Here is a 26,192-nt window from a genome sequence, read left to right as displayed (position 1 = left end):
CATGATGCTCTCACCGGAAGAAAAACAGAAGCGGCAACATCCAGATCGCGCCGTCTGCCATAAGGACGAAGACCGATATGGTTTCACACACATTGCCACCCAGCTAGCACTCGCCATTCAGGGGATAGGCCGGGAAGGTAGTGCAGTGATCGGTATCGAAGGAGCCTGGGGAACAGGGAAGACTAGTCTGCTCAATCTGCTGCGCATTGCGCTGGAGGAACAGCAGGAAGACCGAACTTATGTGCTGAATATTTCCCCCTGGCTCGACGGCAGTGATACCCCTCTGGTTGCATCTTTACTGCTGCCGGTCGCGGGCCTTATTGCTGCGGAAGAAGAACGTCGGCTTACAGATGAGGAACTGGTGGAACTCAAACAGAATGAAGCGCTGACCCGTACCGCCCGGACGGTAATGGACTACACCCGGGCAACCGCCAGGAACCTGTTGCCTCTCGCTCAGATGGCCAGCGTTATTCCCGGTGTTCCCGACACTAGTGGCGCCCTGAAAGCCCTGTCAGAGTCGCGCTGGCTGAAAGAAAAAGAAAAAACCGCGGCAGAAATGCGCGCCGAGATTGCACAGAAAATCACAGAGCTGGATCTGAGCTTCATTGTTCTGCTGGATGATCTTGACCGCCTCGAACCAGCTCAGGCCGTGGAGGTGATCCGGTTGGTGAAATCGGTAGCTGATTTTCCCCGCTTCCGGTACTTGCTCTGTTATGACAAATCAGTGTTGTCACAGGCTATCAGCCAGGGGCTTGGGGTCGCAGACGGCGGCCTGTATTTACAGAAAATTGTACAGATCTCATTCGGCCTCCCACGCCCAGAATCCTTTGTGTTGCGTCGGGAATTTCGTGATGCGGCAGCTGAGTTATACCTTACGGTGAATGACCAGCGGCCAGGGACTGACGTGATGGATGACTTGGCAAAAGTTGCTGATGTTTATGGTGCAGCGCTGAAAACGCCCCGGGAAGTGCAGCTAGTCCTCAATGCCCTGAGGTTTCGTTATGCAAGCATGCGGGACTATGTGTATTTCCCGGATTTGTGCTTCCTGCAGCTGCTCCGCACGACGAATTCAGGCCTCTATGACTGGGTGGAGGAATACCTGTCTGAACGGGCCGTGGTGGAAGCCGGAGATGGCCATGTCAGTGAAGATGAACAAAAAGTCCTGGCCGACAGCCTTAAGGCTAACTTGAAGCAGTATTTTCCTGCAGAAGCGCATTCTGTTTATGTCTTGGGCCGCTGGGTGCCGGGGATCTCAGGCGGGCTGGCAAACCTTCCCTTCAGTTTGTTCGGAGTGACAGGTGCACAGCAAAGTGCCATGATGACTGCGGGTAAGCGGCTGGGTAGCCAGGCATACTGGCGCTACTACTTTGCCTTCTCCGCCCCCCAAAATGTTCTGTCACCGGAGGTTTTCGGGGAACTCTTCGGGAGCGCCGCCCAGCCTGAAAAGCAGCAGGAACTCGCGGAACGTCTGCTCGGGTATATCCAGAGTAAACAGTTATCCTCTCAGACGTGGTTTGAACACATTCTGGCCCAACTGACATCCCCCCTGATTGATACCCGAACTCCGGCAGAGTGTCGTGGTCTTCTGGCATTCTTCTTTGACTACGGCGATAACATGCTGGAACGCTACCGGGCTGACAACGAATGGTTTGCGCCGCATGACCTAGATACCTACAGCGTAGCTGATCGGCTCATCCAACGGATGCTACAGGAGTCCCCTGAAGATATGATGGTCTTTCTGACAGAAAAGGTTAACAACGGCCAAGCTTGGTACTGGATCGCGGAATATGTTCGTCATCTGCTCTGGCAGCACGGGATTGTGGGAAATCGTACCTTCAATCAGCAGGAAGCATGGATGGAACGCGATAATGTAGACGCAATTCGAAAGGCCCTTGCAGACCGGCTGAACAGTCCAGAGGTCACCGACAAGCTGGGAGGTTTTGCTTTGCTAAACGCCTACATCTGGGCATGGCGGGATATCAGCGGAAGTGAAGTCTTACAGAAATGGATAAAGCGCCAGACCCTAGATGATGGCGCTTTTCTGCGGCTACTACTACAGCTCCGGTATCTTGGCACCAGTTCGGTGGATGGGCGCTATCGTGCGCTGAACCTAGCAGACCTGACAGAATTTCTTGGGGATAGTGACGTGATCACTGAACGTATCACCCGGATCAGAGAGTCTGGTCATTTCGCGGAGCTCGTTGATCAGGTCGAGCAGTCTGTCAGGAGAAACCATTTTTAGCCGGATTGATGACACGTCTGAGAGCTTGTTTATTTCAACACTTCGAACTAAGGCCCCGGCGGGGCCTTTTCCATAGGATCACCGGATATCCTTAATAGCACTTACGACACTAGTAAATTATATTTTTATGAGAATCCAACGACATAAGCGAGTGTGCTTACATTGAGGCAGGAGTGCCTGAACGAAAACTGGTTCATGTTCTCGGTGGATACACCGTGCAAAATCGAGGCCGGACGCATACACTATAACGAGAGACGCCCTCATTCTACGCGGGAATGGATGACGTCGTACGAATTTGCTGAAAGTCTGCCGGTTACCAAAATATGTAGCCAATATGAGGCCGGTTATCCTTGGTTATGACAGGAGCATTTTCTATGTCAGTGTCAATAAGGGCTATCAGTGATTTTGGTGATGGAACCAAAGACAATAGTTTCCTATGCGACTGCTTTTGTAACTGTGGCAATAATCATAAGTGATTACTTAATTCGTAGCCATATATGTGCTTGACGTTATTCCCTCTATCAAATCAAGCCGAATGAGGTATCTTGATGAGTCAGGTGTCTTCAAACAATTATCCTCAAGGTATAATAGCTAAAGGCCACATCGAAAAAGATTTTAAATTCAACACGCTATCGGGTAGCGCTTTGGGGACGATTCAAGCTCAGCTTCCCCATCTCCCTCTATCCCAACGCCGAAGTGCAAATCGCGCTTTGTTTTACTTCGAATGCTTTTTGTGGATAACCCATCATTCTCCCATAGCAACAGTTCTAGATCTTCAAAATTGCATCTTCCGGGATATTCAGCGTCTTTTCTATGGAGCTCTTTACTCAAACAGCTTTTTATCTGCTGAGATTAAGTACTCCAGCAGAAAGAAGATTGCTCAGTGTTTTTTTAAGTTGCTCAATAAGCTGTCTGAATCTTTTCCTGTCAATGTTTTTGTATATTCAGACCTTACAGATGATCAAACAAAACAATGTATTATACAATTTGAGGAGATGTATATTGATCCTCGGCGCGTATCAAGGCTAGCAGGATGGCATGTTGTCGATCGAAATTCAGGTTCATATCGATTAAAGATGAGAGCGATATTCGACGTTTTGGGACATGATTTTACCACAGCCCTCTATCAAGAAAGCCGGAGACATGCTTTAACTCAAAGTCATTATGGCAATTACGCAAATATAGTCTCTCGACTAGATGATTTTCTGTATCTGTACGACAAAGATTCGAAGGACAGACCTCCACTATGCCCAGAACTATTTCAAGAGCCAATATTTGTTTATCAGTTTTTCTGGAACTTCCAGCGCTGGCATTTTGAAAGTTACGCCAAAAGGAACCAAAATCAGCCAAAAGGGCGAGTCCTTGCAAATCTTCAGCGTCAATGGATAAGAATCATTTCTTGGGCGAAAAATGTTCTTATCAACAGCAGACTCATGCAACCACCGCCAGGAGATGTATGGCCTGAGGGAAGCAAAAAACTCACCCGGCCTCTTTACGAAATCGGCCATCATAGATATGCCGATGGTAACGCGCTTGTATCCCAGAAACTTCTGACTCAGATTCCGCTGTCAGCCAGTGACAAAGAGGCGACTGAACTTCTTTTCAAGAAAATTAAAGGTGATTTTAACAAAGTTGTTCTATGGGCTCGGAATCAAATCGATCTCATTAATTATCGGTTAGGCACGGTTTTATCAGCCTGCGAAAAAGGAGAATTGATAAAGCAAAAGGTGCGAATATCCTCTAAATCATTCGGCCAGCCTCACATGGTGATGAACTGCCTTATCAAAACAATAGTTGAGAGCCATAGAGGATTTATAGTTATTGATCACTCTATGCGTGCCCGTTTGGTGGGTGCTACGGGAAGCAGTTTCTCAACAATGGCGTTAGCCGAGAGGCTGGTATTACCTACTAAATATATGATTGCTCCTATCGCTATTTGGCTCGTAGCGCAGCATCCCATTCTGACCGACGCATCTCTGCTTGGATGTGAGCTTTTCGACCGAAATGGCAAACGAAGTGGTTTTGTCTCGACCGACTCAGGGTCTGTGCTTGTAGTAAAGAAAAATCGCAAAGGAAGTCAGCAGGAGGTTGTATTAAGCTCGGAAGCAATCTCTGTCGTTGAGCTGCTTATCCAAATTACAACCCCTCTCAGAAACTACCTTAAAAAGAAAAACGATGATGGGTGGCGGCGGCTATTTATTGTTGCAGGTGGTCAAGGTTTTCAGGAGCCCTATGTTTTTACAAACCAAATTAGTTTCGCCAAGATTCTGAGGCAAAAAGAATTTGTTCAAGCTCACTCTGCTAAGTTAGGGGAATTAATCAGCACATTGTCACTCGCCAGGATACGTGCAACGGCAGGAGTTATCGTTTACCTCAACACACTAAGTATCGACAAAATGGCCGAATCACTTGGTAATTCGAAACGCGTGGCTATGAATCATTACCTGCCGCCCACTATCATGCAATTTTTCCAAGAACGTTGGGTTCGAATATTCCAAAATGCTGTGATTGTCTATGCTATGAGGGATTCCCATTTTTTGCTCAAAGCGACTGATTTCGACAGCATGACTGAGCTTAATAAGTTCCTTGAAAAATATGCTCTTCGGGCGCTCCCTGAGGTAACAGAACCACTTAATCATTCCGCTGAACCAGAATTAGGTGCATCCGGCTCAGAGATTATAATCTCTCTTGATGAAGAGATCCTTAGAATACTTATCTCTCTCAGGCTGGCAGTTGAAAATGCTGGCCCATGTGCTTCGGGGGCAGCCATATATTGGAGTGAGTTCATTATAAGGGTTGAGTCTCATATTGAATCTCATAATTTCCCCGATCCATACCTCCGTAGCTGTCTGGTTAAGGCCAGAAGGGGAGCAAACCCTCAACAATTTGAGAGTCTGGTCTATGTCTGATAATAACCAATTTCCTCATGAACTAGACTTTATTATGGCCCCTTTTGATTCCTGCTCTGATTTTTTCCGCAGTACTGAATGGTTCAATTCAAAATTTGATGAACCAGTATGGGTCACCCACATTGGCCGAAATGGCAAGAGAGATACTGTTATTGATTTCAGAGTTAGGCTGGATGATGGTTTATTACTCACACATCCAAAACATCGGGGTCTCCTAGAGTCCATAAAATCTTACTTATGCCTTTCCTCCCATTCGCTGACGGCTAGAGGTATCCAGCTTTCCCCAAGCACAATAGAGCGCAGAGTTTATACAACTATCGGTATTATCGACTACTTCCTACTGCGAGCCGAGCGCTTTCAATTAGCATCTCATGGATTCAAATTAATAACGCCTCATAACATAACTGAGTTCATGGCAGTGTTGGCTAGTAGCCAATATCTGAAGAATAACATTTATGCAGCTCGTGAAGAACTTCGGGATTTCCTTCGCCTCAAGATCCATCAAGTCACAGAACAACAGATAAAGAGCGTTATATCTAAGGTCCCTGGTATCGCTTTTTTGGATAATTCAGATGAGTACAGTCTTGGTTTGTGTAAATCGGAGATTATTACAGCACGGATTTTCCTGTGGATTAATGGAAACTATAAGCGCGTACAGATTAAAGCGGGTAGTGATGGGCATTCATTTTTTATGCACCAGGTTTCTCCGAATAGCATTTATTCTGAGATTTACCATGAGCGAACTTTAGTAACACCTAAATTTAGAGGTCTGTCCTTGGACGAACTGCACTTCAGCCCATCTGAGAAAACTTTTCGGGAATACCCCATGGTTTCGTCTATGGTTCTTATTGACGATCCACTGCCTTCTGAAAATGGGATTGATACTTACCTGCAAGGATTGAAGCGAATGGAGTTTCTCAAGCTTAATGGGCTGGACCATATTAGTCATCACTCGCTTTCAGCTCTGAATAACAAAGCTTTTATTCGGCAGTTGGAGATGAAAACTAAAGGACGCTATCGATCTTTGCCTCAGGAAGTCATATTGTCATCATTTAGGAATGCAGTTGAGTTCTATTTTGATGTGGGCCAATTACTCATCGACGGCTATGTTGTATTGGCACAAGAGGCTGATTCACGCGAGTGTACGCTCACGGATTTAAGTTCGACTGATATAGAACGGCTCATCCCCCAAAAGCTGAGTGATATTGGAGTAAAGGTCTGGGATCTCTCGGCAGATTTTCGTGGCAGGGAGCGGGGTGGAGGAAGTGTTATTTTCTTTAAACGCTTTAGGACGAATGAAGGGTTGCTTCAGTTAATCGAGGTGCTATATGGAGCTATCTGGATAATACTTGCTGCTCTTAGTGCCCGGCGTTCAGGAGAGATAAGAGATCTTATGGCAAGTACCTGCTTGGTTAAAAAAAATCATGGTTATTACTTACAGTTCGCCTTACGAAAACGAAATTTCGGCAAGTTTCGAGAACAAGTCCTTCGCCCCATTCCTAATATCGCAGCTCTTTGTATCCAGAGTTTAAAAGATCTGCATCTAAATTTATCATTGCTTAGTTCTGCTAGAGTTTCAGATCGGCTTTTCAGTAAACCTCGGTGTCGCGAGGTTGGTCTGGCCGAGATGAGTTTGGTCGATGCGACAAAAGTACTGAATCGCTTCTCTGATTATTTTGAAACACAACTAAGCTCTGATGGACGGCGCTATTACATTCGCACTCACCAGATGAGACGTTTCTTCGCTATGACTTTTTTTTGGAACGGTGGTTTTGGCGGTCTGGATACTCTGCGGTGGTTTTTAGGCCATACAAACCTTGAACACGTTTATCACTACATCACTGAGACTGTACCAGGCGAAGTATTGCGGAGAGTCAGTGCCGAATATGCATCTGAAGCGTTGGTCTCAGGGCAGAGTAATTCAAAGAGTCTCGGGGCGCTTTTAGAAGAGCGCTATGGGGTTTCATCTTTTTCAATCATGCAATCAGATGAAGTTGCTGATTATATTGAAGACCTAATCATTGAGGGGATATTAAATATCGAGCCAGTCTTCTACGATACTCCTGATGGAAATCGTTATGAAATTCTCTTTAAAATAATGGGCGATAAATCATGAAGAAAAACTCACCTCAAACGAACTCTCCGCTGGATATTAACAACCGCTCGGTGCTTGCTCGTATTAAATACCTTGAGTCGATTATTCAGACACCTAGTATGTATCATGAAAGCACAGATATTTTAATCGCATTGAAGAGCCAAGGTGGCCTTGCAAAGCTATCGATAAGCGAATCGTTAATTTATCCTATGTCGCTTAATACGCTTAAAAACAGGGCGAATGACCTTCTTCCTGGAGGGTTTTCTGTATTTGATAACCTGAGACATTTGGCCTCTAAAGCCATTCACGATTCCCGTACAGCCAAGATAGCAAAGCCTTCCTCAGTGACTAAGCAGGCTCTTAAAGCTAAGGTTAAGGCTCAAGACAAGGTAATCACCCAACTCCGGGATGAAATTGCATTGGTAACGAATATTCTCAGGGAGTCGATCATTCTCGCTGAGCAATTTGCCGAAAAATGCCATGACCCGACAGAGCTGAGCCTTTTCAAAAAACGCCGCAGAGAGCTACTTTCAATGCTCTCGATAAGCAAACAGTCTTTGACATCCTCGCATGAGGCTCAATCCATTGAATAACAATGAGAAACTGTATCATCTAACAAGCAACGTGTTACGGTTACCTTTCGGGGTTGATCGTAACAATCATGTCTTGAGTGTTAAAGCGGATAACATTCCTCTCCTCTGTTGGCCTGATGGTAGACCTTGTACAGAAGGTAATCTATATCTGCTGTATTGTTTTGAACGCGGACTGTCCCGTAAGGAAGACGGTGGCACGCTCACACAATATGCCAAACTTCTATCACCTCTTATTCGCTTTTGCTTCAACAATAACCATAATTTTATTGAGCTTACTGACTCTCTTTTCTCATTATTCATCAGAACACTTCAGGGGGAAATGGACCCAAGAAAACCGGGGCAGCGAAAACGGCAGGGAGCTCACGTAGCAAACATTGGCAGGATCTGCCTTGGCTTTTTGGATTACGTTGGAGAACTCTATCTTGAACCATTCTTCATCGGGTCTACGGGCACGATCAGAGCTGAGATCAAAGAAGTCAAGCTAGTAAACCAAGGAAAGCAGGTTACCCGTACCTATTGGTATCACCATTCTTTTCCTCATCCCGAGCCTCAAACACGGCGTTTACCTATCAGCTCGAGGAATATCGCAAAGCTCATTGAGGCCATCCCACATGTGAGCAGGACGACTTATCAGCGGAGAAGACGCTTCATCCTAGTCAAGCTTTTGGAAATTACAGGGGCAAGGCGAATTGAAGTCGCAAACATCAGAGTCGAAGATATTTATAATGCAAAGTTGATGAAGCAAGAGCCGCTCCTGAAGGTCTTCACAGCCAAACGGTCAGGAGGGAGGGAGGAGTACAGATACTTACCTATTTCTAAAATAGATCTTGAACTAGTCGTAAACTTCATCGAAAAATTCAGGAGCAGGATCATTAAGAAAACAGTGGGCTCCAAAGAGGATTTAGGCTATTTACTGATCTCTGAAACAACTGGGCTAAGACTCACACCTGAGACTCTGACGAATGAATTACTGTTGCTTGCTAAAACAGCAAAAATTGAAGAGCAAGCATGTGCACATATGTTCCGCCACAGATTCATCACCAAGCTTTTTGTAGCATTGATTGAACAGCATGAATATGAGAATCGGGACGAGTTCCGTCGTGCATTATTGGATGGTGAGACGCTTAAAAGGAAAGTCCAGGAGTTCACTGGGCATACATCAATCAGCAGCCTTGAGCCCTATATACATTTGGCATTCGAGGAAGTGACAAATTTTGGGGCCACTTTGGATTTAATTAAAGCAAGGCTAGTTGTTGAATCTTTACAGTCCAATCTCAAGGACGTTGTATTTGAACTCAGCCAAGGAATAAGCCCCTCTGAACTTACTATCCTATTAAATAATTACGTTAAGACGGCATTAGAAGAATTGAGTTGGGTCTCAACTACTATCGAACGATGATGTGCTTTTTGTATGGGGACTCAATTCGACTGTTAGTTTCAAACAGGTAACCGTAAGTACAGTCTAGAGCGCTGCAAGCACAGCACTCTAGAAATGGACGATCAACAATGCATTAGCTTAAGTTAGTTTGAAAAATGTATAATAATATTTTGGGGTACACTTTTTTGCTGGCCTATATGGCTCATGATTCTATTTCCGTTATAAAGCGAGATTTTCGCTGAAACTTTGTGTCGCCCCATGGCATCATTCGTTGCTTAGGATAAGTTACATAGAGCCATCGCTTTGCTCTTGTTACTGCAACAAATGCGTTATTTCTCTCCTCATCCAACTCTTTTGCAGTATTAGCTCTGTAGTCTGGGAAAACTCCTTCACACATACCAATTAAAAATACGATATCTTTTTCCAGACCCTTCATGGTATGAACCGTACTTAACGTTAAGCCATCCTCAGAGATATCTTGCGAAAGTTGCCCAAGAGCCAATGCATTACGGAATGCAACTAAGGAGTCCCCAATTCCTTTCCGTCTGAAGCGTGTCCAGGTGCGATTAAACTCCTCAAGCTCTTCAATGCTCAACTTAACATCTTCAATTTTCTCATCTGAGATACCGTCATGTTTTTCAACCAATGATGTTAGTAGGCTGTTAAAATATTTTACAAATTTAGGGATTTTGGGGTTTTCAACATCCAATAAATCTACAGCAGAAAGAAGATTTGCGAATATATCAGAGTATTCATCATTTGATGATGAGATCTGAGCCTCCATTTCCTTTAATACATTAGCCGTCCAATTTTCTGGCTCGGAAATATTCAGTACCTGACATAATTTTTTGCCATCCACCCAATCTTTAGAATTCAGTTTAACGCGAATGGCATAGTCTAATACTTTACCGAATCTAGTTGAAGGTTCTAGTTGTCGTTCACCTTTTCTCAAAGAGAATGGTATTGAATTTTCTTTAAGGCAGCTTTCAAGTTTTCCAAAAACAAAACGATTACGGCCAATTATCACCATATTACTCAATGAAATTTCACCTTCAATTTCATCGTTAATTTTCAAAGCCAAAAGTTTTTTAATAATGTCAACAACCGCAGCAGCCTCATCTTCTTCCGTATCAAATCCTGAAATCCATACACCACCTTCTAAGGCATAATCAGTTTCTGCTTGTGAGCCTGGCCGCAACTTGTTTGCTGCACGTATAACAGCTTTAGTGCTACGATAATTTTCTCTAAGTTCAAAGCGTTGTGGGGTGAAGTCATCTACAAATCTAGTGCAGAGATAGTCTTTCGAGGACCCGTTAAATCCATAAATCATTTGATTAGGATCACCTACCATTAAAATGCTTATTATAACATTTCCGCAAAGTACCCTTATAAACTCATACTGCGCTTTATTAAGATCTTGAGCTTCATCAACGCAAATATGTTTATACTGAGCTCGGTATATTTTTGCGATCCAATCATGTGTTAGTAGAATTTTATGGGCATATACCAAAATATCGTCATAATCAATTCCTCCACTATTAAGCAGTGCAGACTGATAGTCTTGATATATTTTCCAGATATTGCTTTCTGGATATAGCTCAGCCACATCAAGCTCTGTAAGTAACTCTCGCTTAATCTTTGAAAATATATCCATAAAGGATTGCAAATTTTTTTCTCTGCTTTTTAATTCTCTTGTGTCAGTGATATTTAGATACTCATCTATATTAATACCATCTTCACGTAAAGACTGTATAAAGACCTCCATTCGATCTTTATCTCTATCATATATGTGCAACTCCGTGGGTAAACCAACAGTGTGTCCGTATTTCTCCAAAATACGCTGTGCGACAGAATGTATGGTAGAGATCCAAACCCTATCCTCTCCTTGCTCGAAGTCTGCTAAACGTGCACTCATTTCCTCCGCTGCTTTATTTGTGAAGGTAAGAGCTATGATCCCTTCTTTTTTAGTTTTATCCAAAATATGACGAACACGCTCTGTTAACACACGCGTTTTACCTGAGCCAGCTGATGCAAGCACTTGTACAGCAGAATTCAAAGGAGCTTCAACAATCTGACGTTGAGCATTTGATAGATTCATATCATACTCCAGATTTAATTTTTTCGAATAATTCGATAATCTTAGTTGGGAAACTCTCAGCTGGCAATTTAATTAGATTGTCTGTAATTGCTTTTGCATAAAGTGGCTTGTTTAAGTCAATGATTTCGAGTATCGCTCGAATACGACCATCCGCCCCATTATAATCTCTAAGTTCTGATTCAAAAATAGGCTGCTTACACGTTTCGCAGGCAGGCTTATCGGATTTTGTCGGTTTCAAAGGCGTGCCATTTCGTTTCTTGATCCAGTTATCAATTTTACCCTCACCAGCAACTTCACAGATGGTTTTTTCTATCAGTTCATTAAATCCTTGGCTTAATAGGTAACCTTCGAAATCTGTCCCTTCAAGTATGGTGATGTTATCTGCCTTTTCGATATCAGTAGCTCCGAATATTTTTTCATAATTTTTCTTGAGCTCTTTAATTGTTTGTTCTTCACCGTCGCTAAATATAAATACTGGAATATTTAGATCTTTCGCTAAAATAAGAAAAGGACGGTATTTTGCACCGGAACCATTGACGCCCACAAAATTTACTCCGAGTGAGAAAGGATGTTTTCCAGTATAGGCTTCAAAAAGCTCAGGTAGGGCTTGCTCTTCAGTTTCACCTTCTGAGAGGACTATCGCTTTGGAAAATAAGAGCTCGCCACGGGAGTGAACCACTTCTCTTTTCAATTTTCTCAGATCGTCATCTTCAAATGTATTTCTAAGCTGACTTATCTGAACAGAATTATCTGGTTTGCTCAAATATCTAACTTCATGTAACTCAGCCAACCCAGCAATATATGGCGAGTGAGTACTAATAATCACTTGGCCAGGAACATCTATAAGTTGTCTGTATAATGTTCTTTGCGCATTTGGATGAAGATGTGCTTCTGGTTCCTCGGCGGCCATAATTGGGAAAAATGGTTCGACTTCCTCTTCGTGATTTTTGGCCAACAACTCAGTAAAGGCTTTTACTGTCAACATGGATGCCCAACTGCGAGTACCCATACCATGGTATTCCATAGAAAATGAGCTTTTATCAGATTCACCGAAATTCACACTAAAACGCTTTGACAGATCACGAATTTTTTTTGGAAACGGGCTAAGCTCTGTTTTTCCTGAACCTTCAAATGATTGATTCATACTATCCAGATGAGTCTTTAATCGCTTAAGAGGTTCGCTTTTGTCGATGGCCTCTTTATTAACTTCGGCCACCATCCGCTCCAGTTCAGCAACATCTTTATCGTTATACTCAACACTAGATAGAACACGACCAACGAAAGATGATTTTTCTTTCAGTTCATTATGTATGTCTCTTTGAGCATCAATCGAAATGAACGGTACAGCCTCCAGTCGTTTACCCAATCTGTTTTTGTTGATAACCCGGGCATCTTGCCACTCGCTAAGTTCTGGCCACATATCTAAATGAAACCGATCAACTGTATAGCCGCCCTTTACTCGATCTGGTTTTGCAACAGTTCGTAACACTACGAATTGCTTCCCATCAGGCTCTGACTGAATTTTATCACCAAATGCCTGTTGCCAATTTTCTGAAAATTCTCTCGCTCTCGTATCATTATCAACAGCTATAAACCGAATATCGACTGTGATTATTTCTTGGCGTTTTTCATCCTCTCCTATATGAAAATCTTCGTCAGCTAAGTAGCGCGAGTAGTCCCCAATTGCTAGCTGTACAGCTTTTATAATCGATGTCTTACCTGCATTATTTTGCCCAAGTAATACGGTAACTCTCGGCAAGGATATTTCGATATTAGATATGCCACGAAAGCCGCTGATACGAACAATATCTATTTGGATACTCATATGGCACCCTCCTGTGAATTAATAGAAATTGTCCAAACTAGCAACTCATCGATAGTACTCCAGAGAGAGGTGTAAAGTTCGTTTTTTTTAATGATCATTATTATTCCTTACTGTGCCAGAGACTAGCCTGAGTTTGATATATTTTTATATAAATAGTTAAAGCTTGGCAGTATCAAGTCCTGCAGCTTTCAAGCGCTGGGTTAAGTTGCGCATTTTACTGAACTCCGTACCAAAGCTACTTCGTAAACCAACCCCTTCACAAAACTCTTTTGACGTGATGCTATTCAGCTCATCAGCATATTTGATCATTTGTAGGTGCATCTCAACGGTATATTGATTGCGAGGTGCGTCGTCCAAGACTTGCTTAATACGCGTATAGATCTCAATTTCGTTCATCATTAGCCTTTACAATATATGTCACTAGATAATTTAGCTAAATTATCTAAAAAATCACACAAAAGCAAATCAAGTCGTTTTACTGCTCATTAAGTACTCTGGACACCGTAACTGACCGGAAGGAATACAGCAGCAGTACTGTAAGCACAGCGTTCTTGAAGTGAGTTAACAAGAACGCTTAAAGTCGAGTGACAAGCGGGGGAGCAAGATTCTCTATACCTTTCATAGTATCACTGTGAAGAAATCGGAGGAGGTTTTCACTCTGCTCGGGTTATGCAAGTACTAGTCTGTTTCAATGGGCAATGTTTAATCATTTGAGTTGCTGATCTTTCATAGTTCGGTTTATTCATTTTGTGTCCGAAGAGTGAACGCAGGCTTCTCTGAAACTCAAACAAACATTCAGAAAAGAACCCCACCTTTTTCTAACCCCGTCCACTAAATTCCTCCGAACTTCAACGCGTTTGGGCTGCTCTCAGAAAAACTTCTTGATCCATGTCTAAAATCCTAAATACTGTACATAAACACAGTTAAATTTATGTGATGATCAATCATGCACAAGACTCGCTACAGCGCTGCTTCTATAACCCAAAACAGCTTTATTTTCTCTAGGACTGACAAGATATGGGCAGAATGAGTTCATATGGGAATCCTGCCCAGGACTACGTCGAAGAGAGCCTGGACCTGAACAAGCTGGTGGTTAAGCACCCAAGCGCCACCTATTTTGTGCGAGTGAGCGGGGATTCTATGGTTGGGGCAGGCATTGGCGATGGCGACCTGCTGGTTGTAGACCGGTCGCTGAGCGCAGAGCACGGCGATATTGTGGTGGCGGCGGTAGCGGGGGAGTTCACGGTGAAGGAGCTGCAAACCCGGCCTTTGCTCCGGCTGGTGCCGCATAACGCAGACTATGCGCCCATTGAGTTCCTGGCGGAGGAAGAGTTGCAGATCTTCGGCGTTGTTACCTTCACCTTAAAAGCAAACAAACATGTTCGCGCTTGTTGATGTAAACAACTTCTATGCCTCTTGCGAGACGGTATTCAGGCCCGATCTTCAGGGCAAACCGGTTGTCGTTGTCTCAAACAACGACGGATGCATTATTTCGCGATCGGCAGAGGCAAAGGCGCTGGGTATAAAAATGGCTGCGCCTTACTTTAAAATCAAAGATGATTTGCGCCGCCAGCAGGTGACGGTTTTTAGCTCCAACTATGCGCTTTATGCCGACCTCAGTCATCGGGTAATGTCTATCCTGATGGAGCTGGCTCCCGCCGTAGAAGTGTATTCCATCGATGAGGCTTTTATCGATCTCTCCGGCGTCTCCGGCTGTATTTCGCTTGAAGTGTTTGGCCGCCAGATTCGAACTCAGATATTAAAAAACACCGGGCTGACGGTTGGCGTAGGCATTGCGCCGACCAAAACGCTGGCTAAGGCGGCTAATTACGCGGCTAAAAAATGGCCTCAGACCGGCGGCGTTGTCGATCTTTCTGCCGTAGAACGGCAGCGTAAATTGCTCGCCCGTATTCCCGTGGATGAAGTCTGGGGCGTTGGCCGCCGTATCAGTAAAAAACTGGAACTGATGGGGATTGAAAACGCGCTACAGCTAGCAGAAAGCTCTACCTGGGTTATCCGTAAACACTTCAACGTGGTGCTGGAGCGCACGGTACGCGAGCTGCGCGGTGAGCCCTGCCTGGCGCTGGATGAATTTGCCCCGACCAAACAGCAGATTATTTATAGCCGTTCATTTAGCCATCGGATTACCGAATACGACGATATGCACCAGGCGGTTTGCGCCTATGCCGAGCGCGCGGCGGAGAAACTGCGAGCGGAAAGGCAGTTTTGCTGCATGATCAGCTTATTTATGCGTACCAGCCCGCATGCCGGGAATGAAACCTTCTATGCTCCTCAGGCCACAGGCCGACTGACGACGCCAACTTGTGACACCCGGGATATTATCCGCATTGCTACTCAGGCGCTTAACCACATCTGGAAAGACGGCTTCCGTTATATGAAAGCCGGAGTGATGCTGAGTGATTTCTACAGTCAGGGCGTCGCGCAGCTCGGCCTGTTCGATGAATATCAGCCGCAGGCCAACAGCAGCGCATTAATGCAGGTTATCGACAGCATTAATCATTCCGGCCGGGGCAGCATTGGGTTCGCCGGGAAGGGTATTCAGAAAAGCTGGGAAATGAAGCGCAGAATGCTGTCGCCGGGTTACACCACTCGTTATACCGACCTGCCTTTGGTGAAATAGTGACAGAAAATTCGGTCGCTCGGCCGGGAATTAACTCCCTTTGAGCGACCGGATAGCAGACGAGGTTATTTAGCCAGCAGTTCTCTGCGAATAATCTCTGCGCCAGCGCTCAGGGCATTCAGCTTGCCTCTTGCAACGTGGCGAGGCAGCGGGGCCATGCCGCAGTTGGTGGAAGGGTAGAGCTTGTCGGCATCAACGAACTGAAGCGCCTTACGCAGCGTGTCGGCAACTTCCTCTGGCGTTTCAATGGCATGATTTGCAACGTCAATTGCGCCGACCATCACCTTTTTACCGCGGATAAGCTCAAGCAGATCCATTGGCACGCGGGAGTTGTGGCATTCCAGCGAGATGATATCGATATTCGATTTTTGCAGCTTTGGAAACGCTTCTTCATACTGGCGCCACTCTGAGCCCAGCGTTTTTTTCCAGTCCGTGTTGGCCTTAATGCCATAGCCGTAGCAAATATGTACGGCAGTCTCACATTTCAGCCCTTCAATGGCTCTTTCCAGAGTCGCAATTCCCCATTCATTCACTTCGTCAAAGAAGACGTTGAATGCGGGTTCGTCGAACTGAATGATATCGACGCCTGCGGCTTCCAGCTCTTTGGCTTCCTGGTTGAGAATTTTGGCGAATTCCCAGGCCAGCTTTTCGCGGCTCTTGTAGTGGTTATCATAGAGCGTATCTATCATCGTCATCGGGCCCGGCAGAGCCCATTTAATCGGCTGTGTGGTCAGCTTCCGTAAGAATTTGGCATCTTCAACAAATACGGGCTTCTGGCGAGCCACGGGGCCAACGACTGTCGGGACGCTCGCATCATAGCGATTACGAATTCGGACGGTCTCGCGTTTCTCAAAATCAACGCCGCTAAGGTGTTCGATAAAGGTGGTGACAAAGTGCTGGCGCGTCTGCTCGCCGTCGCTGACGATATCAATATCCGCGAGTTGTTGCTCGTGCAGGGCTAAACGCAAAGCATCCTGTTTACCTTCAATTAATTCCTGATCCTGCAATTTCCACGGCGACCACAGAGTTTCAGGTTGTGCAAGCCAGGAAGGTTTAGGCAGGCTACCAGCAGTCGAAGTCGGTAATAATCTTTTCATAATAAATGACCTTAATATTTTTAGTTAATCAACGTGCGTAATTAGCGGACCATTGTTCAAGAATAGTTTTATAGGGTTTTATGAAGCTCTCCTCGGTGAACTTTCCTTGCTCAATCGCTAACCGGCTACGTTCTTCTCGATCATAAACAATTTGCGTGACTGAATGATCCAGGTGCGTCAGGTTTGGCTGGTAGTGCAGTCCTGCTGGGGAATTAGCATTATAAATTTCAGGGCGATAGATCTTCTGGAACGTCTCCATCGTGCTGATGGTCGCGATCAGTTCAAGATCGCTATAATCGTCAAGTAAATTACCGGAAAAATAGAAAGCCAAAGGCGCGACGCTATTTTTCGGCATGAAGTAGCGAGCCTGTAGCCCCATTTTACTGAAATAGTGGTCGGTCAAAGAGAGATCGTTTTGCTGATATTCAATGCCCAGAACAGGGTGTCGGTTACCGGTCTGATGATAAGTATTTTTACTTGAAACACTTAAACAAATAACAGGTTGCTTCTTAAAGTTCTCTTTGTAAACACCGGACTCAACGAAGTGCTTAAAGATATTGCCATGCAGAACACCAAAGTTCTCCGGCGTGCTGAAGTCAGCTCGCTGCTTATTGTAGTCCGGTAGTAACACGCTGAAGTCATAATCACGCACGTAAGAAGAGAAGTTATTCCCAACAATACCTTCATGGCGCTGATTAGTTTTTTTGTCAACAATGTTAGTTTTCAGTATTTCAATCGCCGGGAAAGTCTCGCCATTGCCCTGAATATCAACCTCAACGGAGATGATTTCAAGTTCAACAGAATAACGGTCCCCTTTCGGGTTGTCCCAATGCGCCAGAGAATTGAAACGATTGTCAATCATCGTTAAGGCATTGCGCAGGTTCTCCTGGCGTTTCTCACCTCTGGCCAGGTTAGCAAAGTTAGTTGTGATGCGCGTATTTCCCGACGGGTTATAATTCTCATCGAAATTAATGCTCTTAATAGTAAATGCAAACTCTTTCATCGTAATCTGGCACCCTAATTTCTGATATAAAATCTGTTTTTATTTCTGGCTTCTTCAGGAATGACCACTTTTATTTTGTGGCTTCCTCTGCGGTGAACTTCACATTGTCAATAGTTAATAGCCCTGCATATCTTATGCCTGAGTCACACTTTGAGGAAAAGTGATTTAATTTCACAGAACATGAACGAATTTCATGATCGCGAAAGTGGCGTGGTGCAGAATTGAGACATGCGTTGAGCCTTAGTAAGATAAACCTTTTAAAATCATGCGTTTTATCGATTTTTTGGTCAGTGAAAATAACTATCAGATGGTTAAGTCCTTGTTGTTTATAAGCCATTAAAGGCCACTAAACCTCCGACGGTTTCTGCCCGGTAAGACCGGTCACAATCTTCCCTCAGTGCACAATCAAAAACCGGAAGGCATCTGACCCGCATTAACAAAAAACAGAGCTTATTTATTGGAAACCCAAACCGAGGTACTCAGCGCTCCTGCCTGATTATGCCCATCGGTATAATGGAAGCACCAGCATATATTCCGCTGCAACTGAGTTTCCAGTTATCATGTTTTAGTGATTTATAGCTAATTATTGAGGTTTCCAATAATTAACCACATTAATACTGTTGACTTGTACAGTGCTAATAGCAGAGGGTGAGGGGTAAGGAGAGAGTGGTACCTTAAAAAAGCGCCCCCAAATGGCGCCAAAACACCAGGTGAGGGCTAACCACAATGCAACTGACAAGGAGTCACACCATGACTGGTTCTGATAGTAACACATTTACCCAACAGAAAGTCACAGGCACACAAAACCTTATGGCCGGAGATATTGCTGCCTTATTAAAAATACCCATGGGAGCAAAAGACGATTTATTTTATGTACTGAATGTTTGCCGCCGTTGTGTCGGTGAATTAATTGAAACAGATAATCATGTTGAATATATTGCGCTGTGCGGGCGTTTGCTTGCGGGGTTCAATGTTCTGAGAGTTGTGCTGGATAATCCGCTGCCAAAATACCTTATTGAGCAATTAACAGTAGAAGAAGGGTATTCAGAAGCGCTGCGAACTGCGCTTGAAACCGAGTCCGAAACCATCTGTGACTATTGTGCCGCCTTATCCATGGTGCTGCTGAACCAGCAGCTTTCGGCGGGGCAGCAGATACAGATAACCGACCTGCTGTATGAAGTGTTCATCATGTTGGATCAGGATTTAAAAGCGCCGCGCTTTGTCCGCACCAAAAAAGGGCTGGCAATGATAGACGGTGGTATCGTTTCAGGTGTCCACTAAGTCGTAAAGCTTCCCGCTTTCTCAGCCGGCATTGCTGAAAAGCGGGGAAATGAAACGCGGTACGCCGTTTAGTTACCGCATTTCTGGTTAAGTACCCAAAGTGAGAGGGAATTCTTTGTGAGCGTGCCACAAACAAAATCTGAACTACTTTTAGCAATTGATAAAAATTTCAGTAAGTTAATCAGTTATCTCAGCAAAATACCGTATGAGTTGGCCTCTGAGAAATCGATGGATGGTCACGTAAAAGGTACGGAAATGAGCGTTCGGGAGCTTGTATCGTACCTGCTGGGGTGGAATTCGCTGGTTGTGAAGTGGATAACTCAGGATGCCAAAGGCTTGCCCGTTGATTTCCCCGAAACCGGCTATAAGTGGAATCAACTGGGGCTTCTCGCACAAAAATTTTACTCTGATTACCGGGAGCTAAATTACGATTCATTAATTGAAGCACTTCAGGCTGAAAAAAATGAAATTGTGAAACTTATAGATCAGCGTTCTGACGACACTCTGTACGCAAAACCCTGGTATACGAAATGGACGATGGGGCGAATGATCTCATTTAACACCTCTTCGCCCTACGCAAATGCGAACGGGAGATTAAGAAAGTGGGCAAAAATTAAAGAAATCAATCTTAAATAAATAACGAGGAAAAGATTCGCTTCTCGCTCATAGCCGCTAGATGCAAAACGCACACAGCTAACTTTATGGTGTGTTAATAAACGGAGAGCAGGTTAAAGGTTGCCGGTTTGTTGTTCTTTTCGTTCAACTTTGCAAAGATGTATCGCACACGGCTCCAGACCTGCCACGTTATCAGGAACAGGATCTACTCTCCACGACGCTTGCCCTGTGTACTGGAATATTGACATTAAACTGGTTCTGCTTTGAGGGCTCCTGTATGACCATCTTTCATCAACTTACGGCCACCAGTCTGGACGGCCAGCTTATCTCTATGACCGACTACGCTGGTAAGGTAGTTCTGGTCGTTAATACCGCCAGCCATTGTGGATTCACGCCACAATACGGCGGCCTTGAAGCGCTCTATAAAAAATATGCCGCCCAGGGGCTAGTGGTACTTGGTTTCCCCTGCAACCAGTTCGGCAAACAGGAACCCGGCGGCGCCGACGAAATTGCGCAAACATGCCGCATTCACTACGGTGTGAGCTTCCCTATGTTCGCGAAAGTAGAGGTGAACGGAACCGCAACGCATCCGGTGTTTCGTTATCTGAAAAACGAATTGCCCGGCGTACTGGGTGGGCGGATCAAGTGGAACTTCACTAAATTCCTGATCGGACGCGACGGTAAACCGCTCAAGCGTTTTGCACCGTTCACCAGCCCGGAAAAAATGGAAGCCGCAATCCTTTCTGCACTTGAAAGCTTGTCGAATGTCTCAGGGCGTGAAGCGGACCGTTAGCTAGTCGCAGCAGGATATTTCGGAGGCTCTTCTGGACAAATGAAAAACATCATCACATGTAAACTCAGGCGGGATTTCAACGTTAAAGCAGTATTTTTCATTGGAGAACCCAGATGTTTACTCATATGCGTATTGCCAAACCCGTCACCAATCTCGAAAGATCTTTTCTGATGTACAGCCAGGGATTGGGCCTACATAAAATTGCTGAATTCAATGATCATGACGGTTTCAATGGAATAATGTTAGGGCAGGGAGACGTAGACTGGCACATAGAGTTCACCTTTTGCCAAAACCATCCCGTTCAACCTTTGCACACGGAAGAAGATTTACTCGTTCTTTATTACTCGGATGAAAATGAATGGGTGCAAGCCTGCGAAAGAATGATTGATGCTGGTTTCAAAGTGATAAAGTCATTCAATCCCTACTGGGACGTGAACGGAAGGACATTTGTTGACCTCGACGGATATAGGGTGGTTATCCAAAACAAGACGTGGGCGTAATCCCAATAAATATTGCAGTGTTGCCTCCGTCCAGCTGCAGGCTAAACATCCGCTCCTCGCTCAAACCAGACTCCATCCGCCGGGGAGCAGTCTGCTTATTACTTCACAAGCCGTTAATTCTTCTACAAAGGATTATTTCTGAAACGAGAGGGACGGTAACGCTCAGGGATTTCATCGTTCTTACCGTCGCGTAATTCTTCAGAAACCAGCCTTCCGATGGTAGCTGCACATGTAACCGCCGGGTGCATAACTGCCACATAAACGCTTTTGCTCTCATCAGTAAAGCCAAGAACGGGATACCCATCCTGCAGGACAGGGCGTTCTCCCACGGAGTATCGGGTGAGAGAGGCAGACTCTGCACCCCTGAGCCTGTTTCTTACCGATGTCTGAGCCGCGTTAGCCGTTTCCCTGACGTTGCCGTTTGTTGGGTAATCCTCAGCGGCGAATAAATCCCTGTTATGGTTATGCCGAACTTCTATATCATCACCAGCGATGAGCGTTTTGACTACGCGCCGGGGGACTGCAAAGCGCAGCAATATAGCGGGTGATGCCAGAACCGGAACAGAGGTCCCCGCCGCCTCAGCTAACGTGGGAATGCCGGTTCCACAGGCCAACACAACGCAATCAGCCTCCAGCTTACCCCGGGAGGTCAGAACTGCTGTCATCGTACCTTCGGCCATGCAGATACCCGTAACGGTCGTTTGGTTTTGCACTACCGTCCCCATACCACAGGCCTTGTCCAGTAATATACGTGTCGCTTCGGCGGCATCAATGGCACCGTCTTTTGCAGCATAGCGGGCTTCAGAGGGGGGACGTAGCAACGCAGGCTCAAGGCTGGCGACCCCGGCTCTGCGGAGAAGGCTTTCGTCCGGCAGGCAGGCCTGAGGCGTTGCGCCGTATTTTAACGAACCACTCCAGTTGATCTGAAGTTCCGGTATTTGTTCTTCCAGCCTGTGCCAGTCCGCAAACGCGGCACGCCGCAGAAGCACATCGGGCGCATCATCACTCACCGCACCAGTTAGCCAGCCAAACGCGCTGCCGGTCGCCCCTGATGCAGGCTCATTTTGCTCAATAATGGTGACGTCAAATTCAAGGCGGGCAAGATGCCAGGCGATTGAAGCACCAACGATCCCTGCACCGACGACGACGATCCTTTTTTTCATGCTGCCCAGGGTGGCTTCCTCCCGCGTGGGTAATAGATTCATGCCATGATGCAGAAGTTATTTATTACCGACAACCTGCCAGAAATTGCAAATACCTGGCCGGGGCCAATTCAGGCAGCCGTTTCTTCCCGCCGTTGGTATTGCGTATAATACGCCGCGATAAATTCTGACAATTACTGTGGTAATGGTATGAATCTCAATCGTTGTTGTTTTTTGCTACTGATCCTGATGGCGCTCGGAAGTATTTTCACATCCCATCCCTTTGTTATAGGGTTGCTGCTTGTCAACATACTGACGCTGGTGATTTACGGCGTGGACAAAATGGCAGCTCGTAAGGCGTGGCGCAGAGTGCCAGAAACAACTTTGCTGATATTCGGGGTTGTAGGTGGGTGGGGTGGAGCGCTTGTTGGGCAGCAGCTCTTTCGCCATAAAACACAGAAGCAGCCATTCAAAACATACTTCATTATCAGTATTATAGTGAATATTGTGGCGATCACGGCGGCGTATCGGCTCTATCCCTTTTCCCTCTACTGAGTGTAAACCTCGGCACGTTGCCCTGGCTATGGATAGCATTCCGGTTGAGTTATGGAGAATGTGTATGAATATTGGAATGGATGACTTGTCGCTGGTGGGTTTATTTGGCGGCTGTATCTACGGGGCGTATACCATCATCCGGGGAATCAGAACCGGCGAGATTGTCACCTACATCAATCGTCGTAAGAGAACGTTCCGCCGCGGGGATCGTTATTTTACTGCCGTTCTGGCCATACATTCACTTCTCATTGTTGCAGGGACAGGTATGGGCGGATGGCTGGTATGGCAACGTTTTAGCTAGCCGCCTGAAGGGCTGAAGCTCTATGCAGCGAGCAGATAAAAGGGGCGTTACACAACCTCAACCAGCTCAAACTCTTCTGCCACAAGTTCCATTGCTTCATGGTATGTCCCTTCTCTTAAGAAAAACTCTTTATGGCCTTCTCTCCAGTATCTGAGGCTGAGATCGCCTTCGCCTTCTTTTCTTGCAAACTCTTCGGCTACATCGCAAAAGCGAACTATCCGCATAGCGATGGTTCTGATAACGCAGGCTGGCTCTCCTTTACCGTTAAGAACAATGCTGTAACTGCCAATCGTCGGGGATTCATCCTCATCCTGGAATGATGAGAGTGAGCAACAAGTTGCTGTTTTTATTCCCTTAACAACAAGTGCAGCCAGTTCATCTGCCATGGCTGGAGTATCTCCAAATGGCCATGCAATCGCACCAGGATAGTTAACTTTTAAGTCGTCAATTTTGCGCATTGTTAAATCCCTAAGAACAATATTATTGGCTACGCAGGCAATTCCAGTAAGAGGGCAGCTACGATAACCGCAACAAAGAAAATCCCGCTTTGGCGGGATTATGTCAATGTAATGGCGTTTTTATTCGGCAAACTTCAGCAGTACCTCACCATCAAGGCGATAGCGCACCCATTCTGACTGCGGCAATGCGCCAATACTCAGGTAAAAATCAATGGCGGGCTGGTTCCAGTCCAGCACGCTCCACTCAAGGCGGCCGCACTTTCTGTTTACTGCGCACTGCGCGATGTTTTTCAGCATTGCTCTTCCCGCACCTTTGCCGCGATGATCAGGAGAAATATATAAATCCTCCATATAAATACCGCTACGCCCAAGCCAGGTGGAATAGCTGGTAAAGAATACGGCATACCCGGCGATTTTATTATCAATCTCACAAATCAATGCTTCGCTATTACTGCCTGCGCCAAAGAGGGTTTCCCGGATCTCGTCCGGGGTAGTGACGACTTCTTCCGGGGCCTTTTCATACACGGCCAGCTCAAAGATCATATCGTAAATGGCTGCTGCATCTTCCGGGCGCGCCTGGCGAATAGTTATGTTCATGAATTTCCCTGCGATTTCTTTATGATGTCGATATTGATGGCGCTAAGCATAAGGGTTATTGTCAGAAGAATTAAGTGCAATGAAATCACCCAATGATGAATATTATGCATCCAGCCCTGAGGCGTCTTGATTTAAACCTTCTACCGGTATTTGACGCGATTTATCGCCACCGTTCCGTTCGCCGGGCGGCAGATGAACTGGCGATGAGCACATCGGCGCTGAGCCATGCGCTGTCGCGGCTGCGTATCACCCTTGATGATCCGTTATTTTACCGAGAAGGGCATCATATGTGCCCCAGCGTGTACGCCACCCAGCTAGCGCCTTCTATTGCTTCGGCCCTGAAATTTCTTAATCAGGAACTGGCCCCGCAGCCAGAGTTTAAAGCCGCAGGCAGTACCGAGCGTTTACAGATTGCGATAACGGACTTTACCGCATTTTGTATTTTCCCGGCCCTGATGCACAAATTGCAGCATGAAGCGCCCGGCTTGCGCTTTGAGTTACTTTATTTGCCGCACACACCGGCGCTCACGGAGCTGCTGGCGGGCGAGGTAGATCTGGCGCTAGGGTTCAGCACGCCGGACGAAATCCGGCATCCGGAACTGGAAGAAATCAGCTGGTTCGAAGATGAGTATGTCGTTATCAGCAATAAAAGCCGAACACGGCTGACGCTGGAAGATTATCTCGCCGCCAGGCACCTGGTCGTCACGCCGTGGAATGAGAAGCAGGGCGTAATGGATTTGCAGCTTGAGCAAATGGGTTACACGCGGCAGATAGCAATCAAAACGCCGTCTATGCTGAGTGCGCCGTTTATTGTGGCGGAAAGTGATTTGCTGATGGCGCTCCCACGTTTTGCCGCTGAGAAACTGATGCACTCTGCGGAGATCAACGTTTTTGACTTACCCTTCAGCGTTCCTCCGTTCGAAGTGAAGATTTATTCTCATAGCCGGAGCGGCAAGCGCGGCGCGACGTCGTGGTTAAAAACAACGCTGCAAATACTGGCGAAGGAAGTTAATTCAGGTCGATGAGTTTTAGCGGGCTGCTGAGGCTCTTCGCGGGAAAAAACATCCGTTATCATTATTGTCGCTAACAGGGCTAAACTACTCGTATCTATGAACTCTCTTCATCAATAAAGGCTAAGAAGGGAGGTTTAAATAAGGAAGTGCCCGATGCTCAAAGAGAACTTCAACGAACTGCAAAGCTTTCTTGTGGTAGCGCGAGAGCGGAGTTTTACCAAAGCGGCCGCGAAGCTTGGCGTTTCACAGTCGGCGCTCAGCCATGCGATGAAGGCGCTGGAAGAACGCCTGAACGTCAGGCTGTTAACCAGAACCACACGCAGCGTTGCGCCTACGGAAGCGGGCGAAAGAATTATGGCCTGTCTGGAGCCGAGAATAGCCGATCTTGAGCAGGAACTGGGGGCGCTTATCCAGCTGAACGGCACCGCCTCCGGTAATCTCCGCCTGTCCGCGGGGGAGCATGCCGCCCGCAGCCTGGTGTGGCCGAAGCTAAAACCGTTTCTCAGAGAATACCCGGAGATCAATGTCGAGCTGGTGGTGGATAACGGCTTCGTTAACATTGTTGAAGGCCGCTTTGATGCCGGAGTTCGTCTCGGGGAAAGCGTTGATAAAGACATGGTTGCCGTAAAAATAGGGCCGGATATGCGTATGGCGGTGGTCGGTTCGCCGGGTTATTTCGCCGCAAACTCCGTGCCGAAGACGCCGCACGAGCTTCAGGCTCATCGCTGCATCAATATGCGTTTGCCAACCGCCGGTGGCCTGTACCACTGGGAATTTGAAAGGGAAGGGAAGCCTCTGCGCGTGGGGGTTGAGGGGCAACTGACGTTAAACCAGCTGCCGGAAAGAATAGACGCGGTGCTGTCGGGATTTGGGCTTGCCTGTGTGCCTGAAGATACGGTTCAGGCGTATGTAGAGTCCGGGGCGCTGATTCAGGTATTGCATGAGTGGTGCCCGTCATTCCCCGGTTATTATCTCTACTACCCCAGCCGCAAACAGCATCCTTCTGCTTTTGCGCTGATGATAGATGCCCTCCGTTATACGCAATAGCTGGCCTGC

23 protein-coding genes and 1 pseudogene are annotated in these 26,192 nt (G+C 46.1%); 16 read left to right on the top strand and 8 right to left on the bottom strand.

The features are described from left to right. Window position 1 precedes the first annotated feature (1 nt). From ACG1VR_RS12755 to ACG1VR_RS12730, 6 genes are all read left to right on the top strand, one after another. Window positions 2–2,242, top strand: a complete 2,241-nt coding sequence (locus ACG1VR_RS12755; protein ID WP_395488975.1) for a P-loop NTPase fold protein — start codon at window positions 2–4, stop codon at window positions 2,240–2,242. Window positions 2,243–2,437: 195 nt separating this feature from the next. After that, window positions 2,438–2,602, top strand: coding sequence for a hypothetical protein (locus ACG1VR_RS12750; protein WP_126355929.1), 165 nt, complete (start codon window positions 2,438–2,440; stop codon window positions 2,600–2,602). A 188-nt stretch (window positions 2,603–2,790) separates the two neighbouring features. Continuing rightward, on the top strand, window positions 2,791–5,151 hold the full coding sequence (locus tag ACG1VR_RS12745; protein ID WP_395488974.1) for a hypothetical protein: 2,361 nt from the start codon (window positions 2,791–2,793) through the stop codon (window positions 5,149–5,151). After that, window positions 5,144–7,267 carry a hypothetical protein gene (locus tag ACG1VR_RS12740; protein ID WP_395488973.1) on the top strand — a complete coding sequence of 708 codons (2,124 nt, stop codon included), beginning with the start codon at window positions 5,144–5,146 and terminating at the stop codon, window positions 7,265–7,267. The genes ACG1VR_RS12745 and ACG1VR_RS12740 overlap by 8 nt, the downstream gene beginning before the upstream one ends. Continuing rightward, window positions 7,264–7,839: a hypothetical protein gene (locus ACG1VR_RS12735; RefSeq protein ID WP_126355924.1), complete on the top strand. Its 576-nt coding sequence runs from the start codon at window positions 7,264–7,266 to the stop codon at window positions 7,837–7,839. The genes ACG1VR_RS12740 and ACG1VR_RS12735 overlap by 4 nt, the downstream gene beginning before the upstream one ends. Further along, complete coding sequence (locus ACG1VR_RS12730; protein ID WP_395488971.1) at window positions 7,832–9,238, top strand: tyrosine-type recombinase/integrase; 1,407 nt, start codon at window positions 7,832–7,834, stop codon at window positions 9,236–9,238. Before ACG1VR_RS12735 ends, ACG1VR_RS12730 begins: the two co-directional genes overlap by 8 nt. Window positions 9,239–9,419: 181 nt before the next feature. Here the strand turns inward: ACG1VR_RS12730 and ACG1VR_RS12725 are convergent, their stop codons facing one another. The 3 genes from ACG1VR_RS12725 to ACG1VR_RS12715 all read right to left on the bottom strand — a co-directional run bounded on the left by ACG1VR_RS12725 (window position 9,420) and on the right by ACG1VR_RS12715 (window position 13,536). Next, complete coding sequence (locus tag ACG1VR_RS12725; protein WP_395488970.1) at window positions 9,420–11,315, bottom strand: ATP-dependent helicase; 1,896 nt, start codon at window positions 11,313–11,315, stop codon at window positions 9,420–9,422. A gap of 1 nt (window position 11,316) precedes the next feature. Then, window positions 11,317–13,140, bottom strand: a complete 1,824-nt coding sequence (locus ACG1VR_RS12720) for an ATP-dependent endonuclease (protein WP_126355920.1) — start codon at window positions 13,138–13,140, stop codon at window positions 11,317–11,319. Window positions 13,141–13,296: 156 nt separating this feature from the next. Further along, on the bottom strand, window positions 13,297–13,536 hold the full coding sequence (locus ACG1VR_RS12715) for a transcription factor (protein ID WP_126358398.1): 240 nt from the start codon (window positions 13,534–13,536) through the stop codon (window positions 13,297–13,299). Between the two features lie 639 nt (window positions 13,537–14,175). On the opposite strand from ACG1VR_RS12715, the pseudogene umuD reads away from it, so the two are divergent. Next, window positions 14,176–14,535: pseudogene (gene umuD, locus ACG1VR_RS12710) on the top strand (translesion error-prone DNA polymerase V autoproteolytic subunit); the annotation flags it as partial. Continuing rightward, the gene (gene umuC / locus ACG1VR_RS12705; protein ID WP_395488969.1) at window positions 14,519–15,781 is read left to right on the top strand and encodes a translesion error-prone DNA polymerase V subunit UmuC; all 1,263 of its coding nucleotides are present in this window, start codon (window positions 14,519–14,521) and stop codon (window positions 15,779–15,781) included. The pseudogene umuD and the gene umuC, both read left to right, overlap by 17 nt. Window positions 15,782–15,846: 65 nt before the next feature. On the opposite strand, the gene ACG1VR_RS12700 is transcribed toward umuC, so the two are convergent. Continuing rightward, window positions 15,847–16,878 carry a methionine synthase gene (locus tag ACG1VR_RS12700; RefSeq protein WP_039898186.1) on the bottom strand — a complete coding sequence of 344 codons (1,032 nt, stop codon included), beginning with the start codon at window positions 16,876–16,878 and terminating at the stop codon, window positions 15,847–15,849. Between the two features lie 28 nt (window positions 16,879–16,906). Continuing rightward, entirely contained in the window at window positions 16,907–17,881 is a 975-nt protein-coding gene (locus tag ACG1VR_RS12695; RefSeq protein ID WP_395488968.1) for a DUF1852 domain-containing protein, read from the bottom strand. 750 nt (window positions 17,882–18,631) lie between these two features. On the opposite strand from ACG1VR_RS12695, the gene ACG1VR_RS12690 reads away from it, so the two are divergent. The 4 genes from ACG1VR_RS12690 (at window position 18,632) to ACG1VR_RS12675 (ending at window position 21,070) form a co-directional block, all read left to right on the top strand. Further along, the gene (locus tag ACG1VR_RS12690) at window positions 18,632–19,162 is read left to right on the top strand and encodes a hypothetical protein (RefSeq protein ID WP_395488967.1); all 531 of its coding nucleotides are present in this window, start codon (window positions 18,632–18,634) and stop codon (window positions 19,160–19,162) included. 117 nt (window positions 19,163–19,279) lie between these two features. Beyond that, window positions 19,280–19,798, top strand: coding sequence for a ClbS/DfsB family four-helix bundle protein (locus ACG1VR_RS12685; RefSeq protein ID WP_395488966.1), 519 nt, complete (start codon window positions 19,280–19,282; stop codon window positions 19,796–19,798). A gap of 256 nt (window positions 19,799–20,054) precedes the next feature. Beyond that, entirely contained in the window at window positions 20,055–20,570 is a 516-nt protein-coding gene (locus ACG1VR_RS12680; protein WP_395488964.1) for a glutathione peroxidase, read from the top strand. A 113-nt stretch (window positions 20,571–20,683) separates the two neighbouring features. Further along, on the top strand, window positions 20,684–21,070 hold the full coding sequence (locus ACG1VR_RS12675; RefSeq protein ID WP_395488963.1) for a VOC family protein: 387 nt from the start codon (window positions 20,684–20,686) through the stop codon (window positions 21,068–21,070). Between the two features lie 122 nt (window positions 21,071–21,192). Here the strand turns inward: ACG1VR_RS12675 and ACG1VR_RS12670 are convergent, their stop codons facing one another. Further along, a complete protein-coding gene (locus ACG1VR_RS12670; protein ID WP_395488962.1) occupies window positions 21,193–22,275 on the bottom strand; it encodes an NAD(P)/FAD-dependent oxidoreductase in 1,083 nt (360 codons plus the stop codon). A 147-nt stretch (window positions 22,276–22,422) separates the two neighbouring features. On the opposite strand from ACG1VR_RS12670, the gene ACG1VR_RS12665 reads away from it, so the two are divergent. Together ACG1VR_RS12665 and ACG1VR_RS12660 are read left to right on the top strand one after the other, a co-directional pair. After that, a complete protein-coding gene (locus ACG1VR_RS12665; protein ID WP_395488961.1) occupies window positions 22,423–22,767 on the top strand; it encodes a DUF1294 domain-containing protein in 345 nt (114 codons plus the stop codon). A 64-nt stretch (window positions 22,768–22,831) separates the two neighbouring features. After that, a complete protein-coding gene (locus tag ACG1VR_RS12660) occupies window positions 22,832–23,068 on the top strand; it encodes a hypothetical protein (protein ID WP_395488960.1) in 237 nt (78 codons plus the stop codon). Between the two features lie 47 nt (window positions 23,069–23,115). Here ACG1VR_RS12660 and ACG1VR_RS12655 read toward each other — a convergent pair whose 3' ends face one another. Together ACG1VR_RS12655 and ACG1VR_RS12650 are read right to left on the bottom strand one after the other, a co-directional pair. Next, window positions 23,116–23,526: an ASCH domain-containing protein gene (locus ACG1VR_RS12655; protein ID WP_395488958.1), complete on the bottom strand. Its 411-nt coding sequence runs from the start codon at window positions 23,524–23,526 to the stop codon at window positions 23,116–23,118. 120 nt (window positions 23,527–23,646) lie between these two features. Then, window positions 23,647–24,123: a GNAT family N-acetyltransferase gene (locus ACG1VR_RS12650; protein ID WP_395488957.1), complete on the bottom strand. Its 477-nt coding sequence runs from the start codon at window positions 24,121–24,123 to the stop codon at window positions 23,647–23,649. Between the two features lie 92 nt (window positions 24,124–24,215). Between ACG1VR_RS12650 and ACG1VR_RS12645 the strand changes: the two genes are divergently transcribed. Next, entirely contained in the window at window positions 24,216–25,148 is a 933-nt protein-coding gene (locus ACG1VR_RS12645; RefSeq protein WP_016536258.1) for a LysR family transcriptional regulator, read from the top strand. Window positions 25,149–25,289: 141 nt separating this feature from the next. Then, the gene (locus ACG1VR_RS12640; RefSeq protein ID WP_395488956.1) at window positions 25,290–26,183 is read left to right on the top strand and encodes a LysR family transcriptional regulator; all 894 of its coding nucleotides are present in this window, start codon (window positions 25,290–25,292) and stop codon (window positions 26,181–26,183) included. Window positions 26,184–26,192: the final 9 nt, after the last annotated feature.

The sequence above is a fragment of the Cedecea davisae genome, assembly GCF_044095835.1.
GTDB classification, from domain to species: domain Bacteria; phylum Pseudomonadota; class Gammaproteobacteria; order Enterobacterales; family Enterobacteriaceae; genus Cedecea; species Cedecea davisae.
The sequence above is the reverse complement of the archived record's forward strand: the minus strand, read 5'-3'. Positions and strand labels throughout refer to the sequence as shown.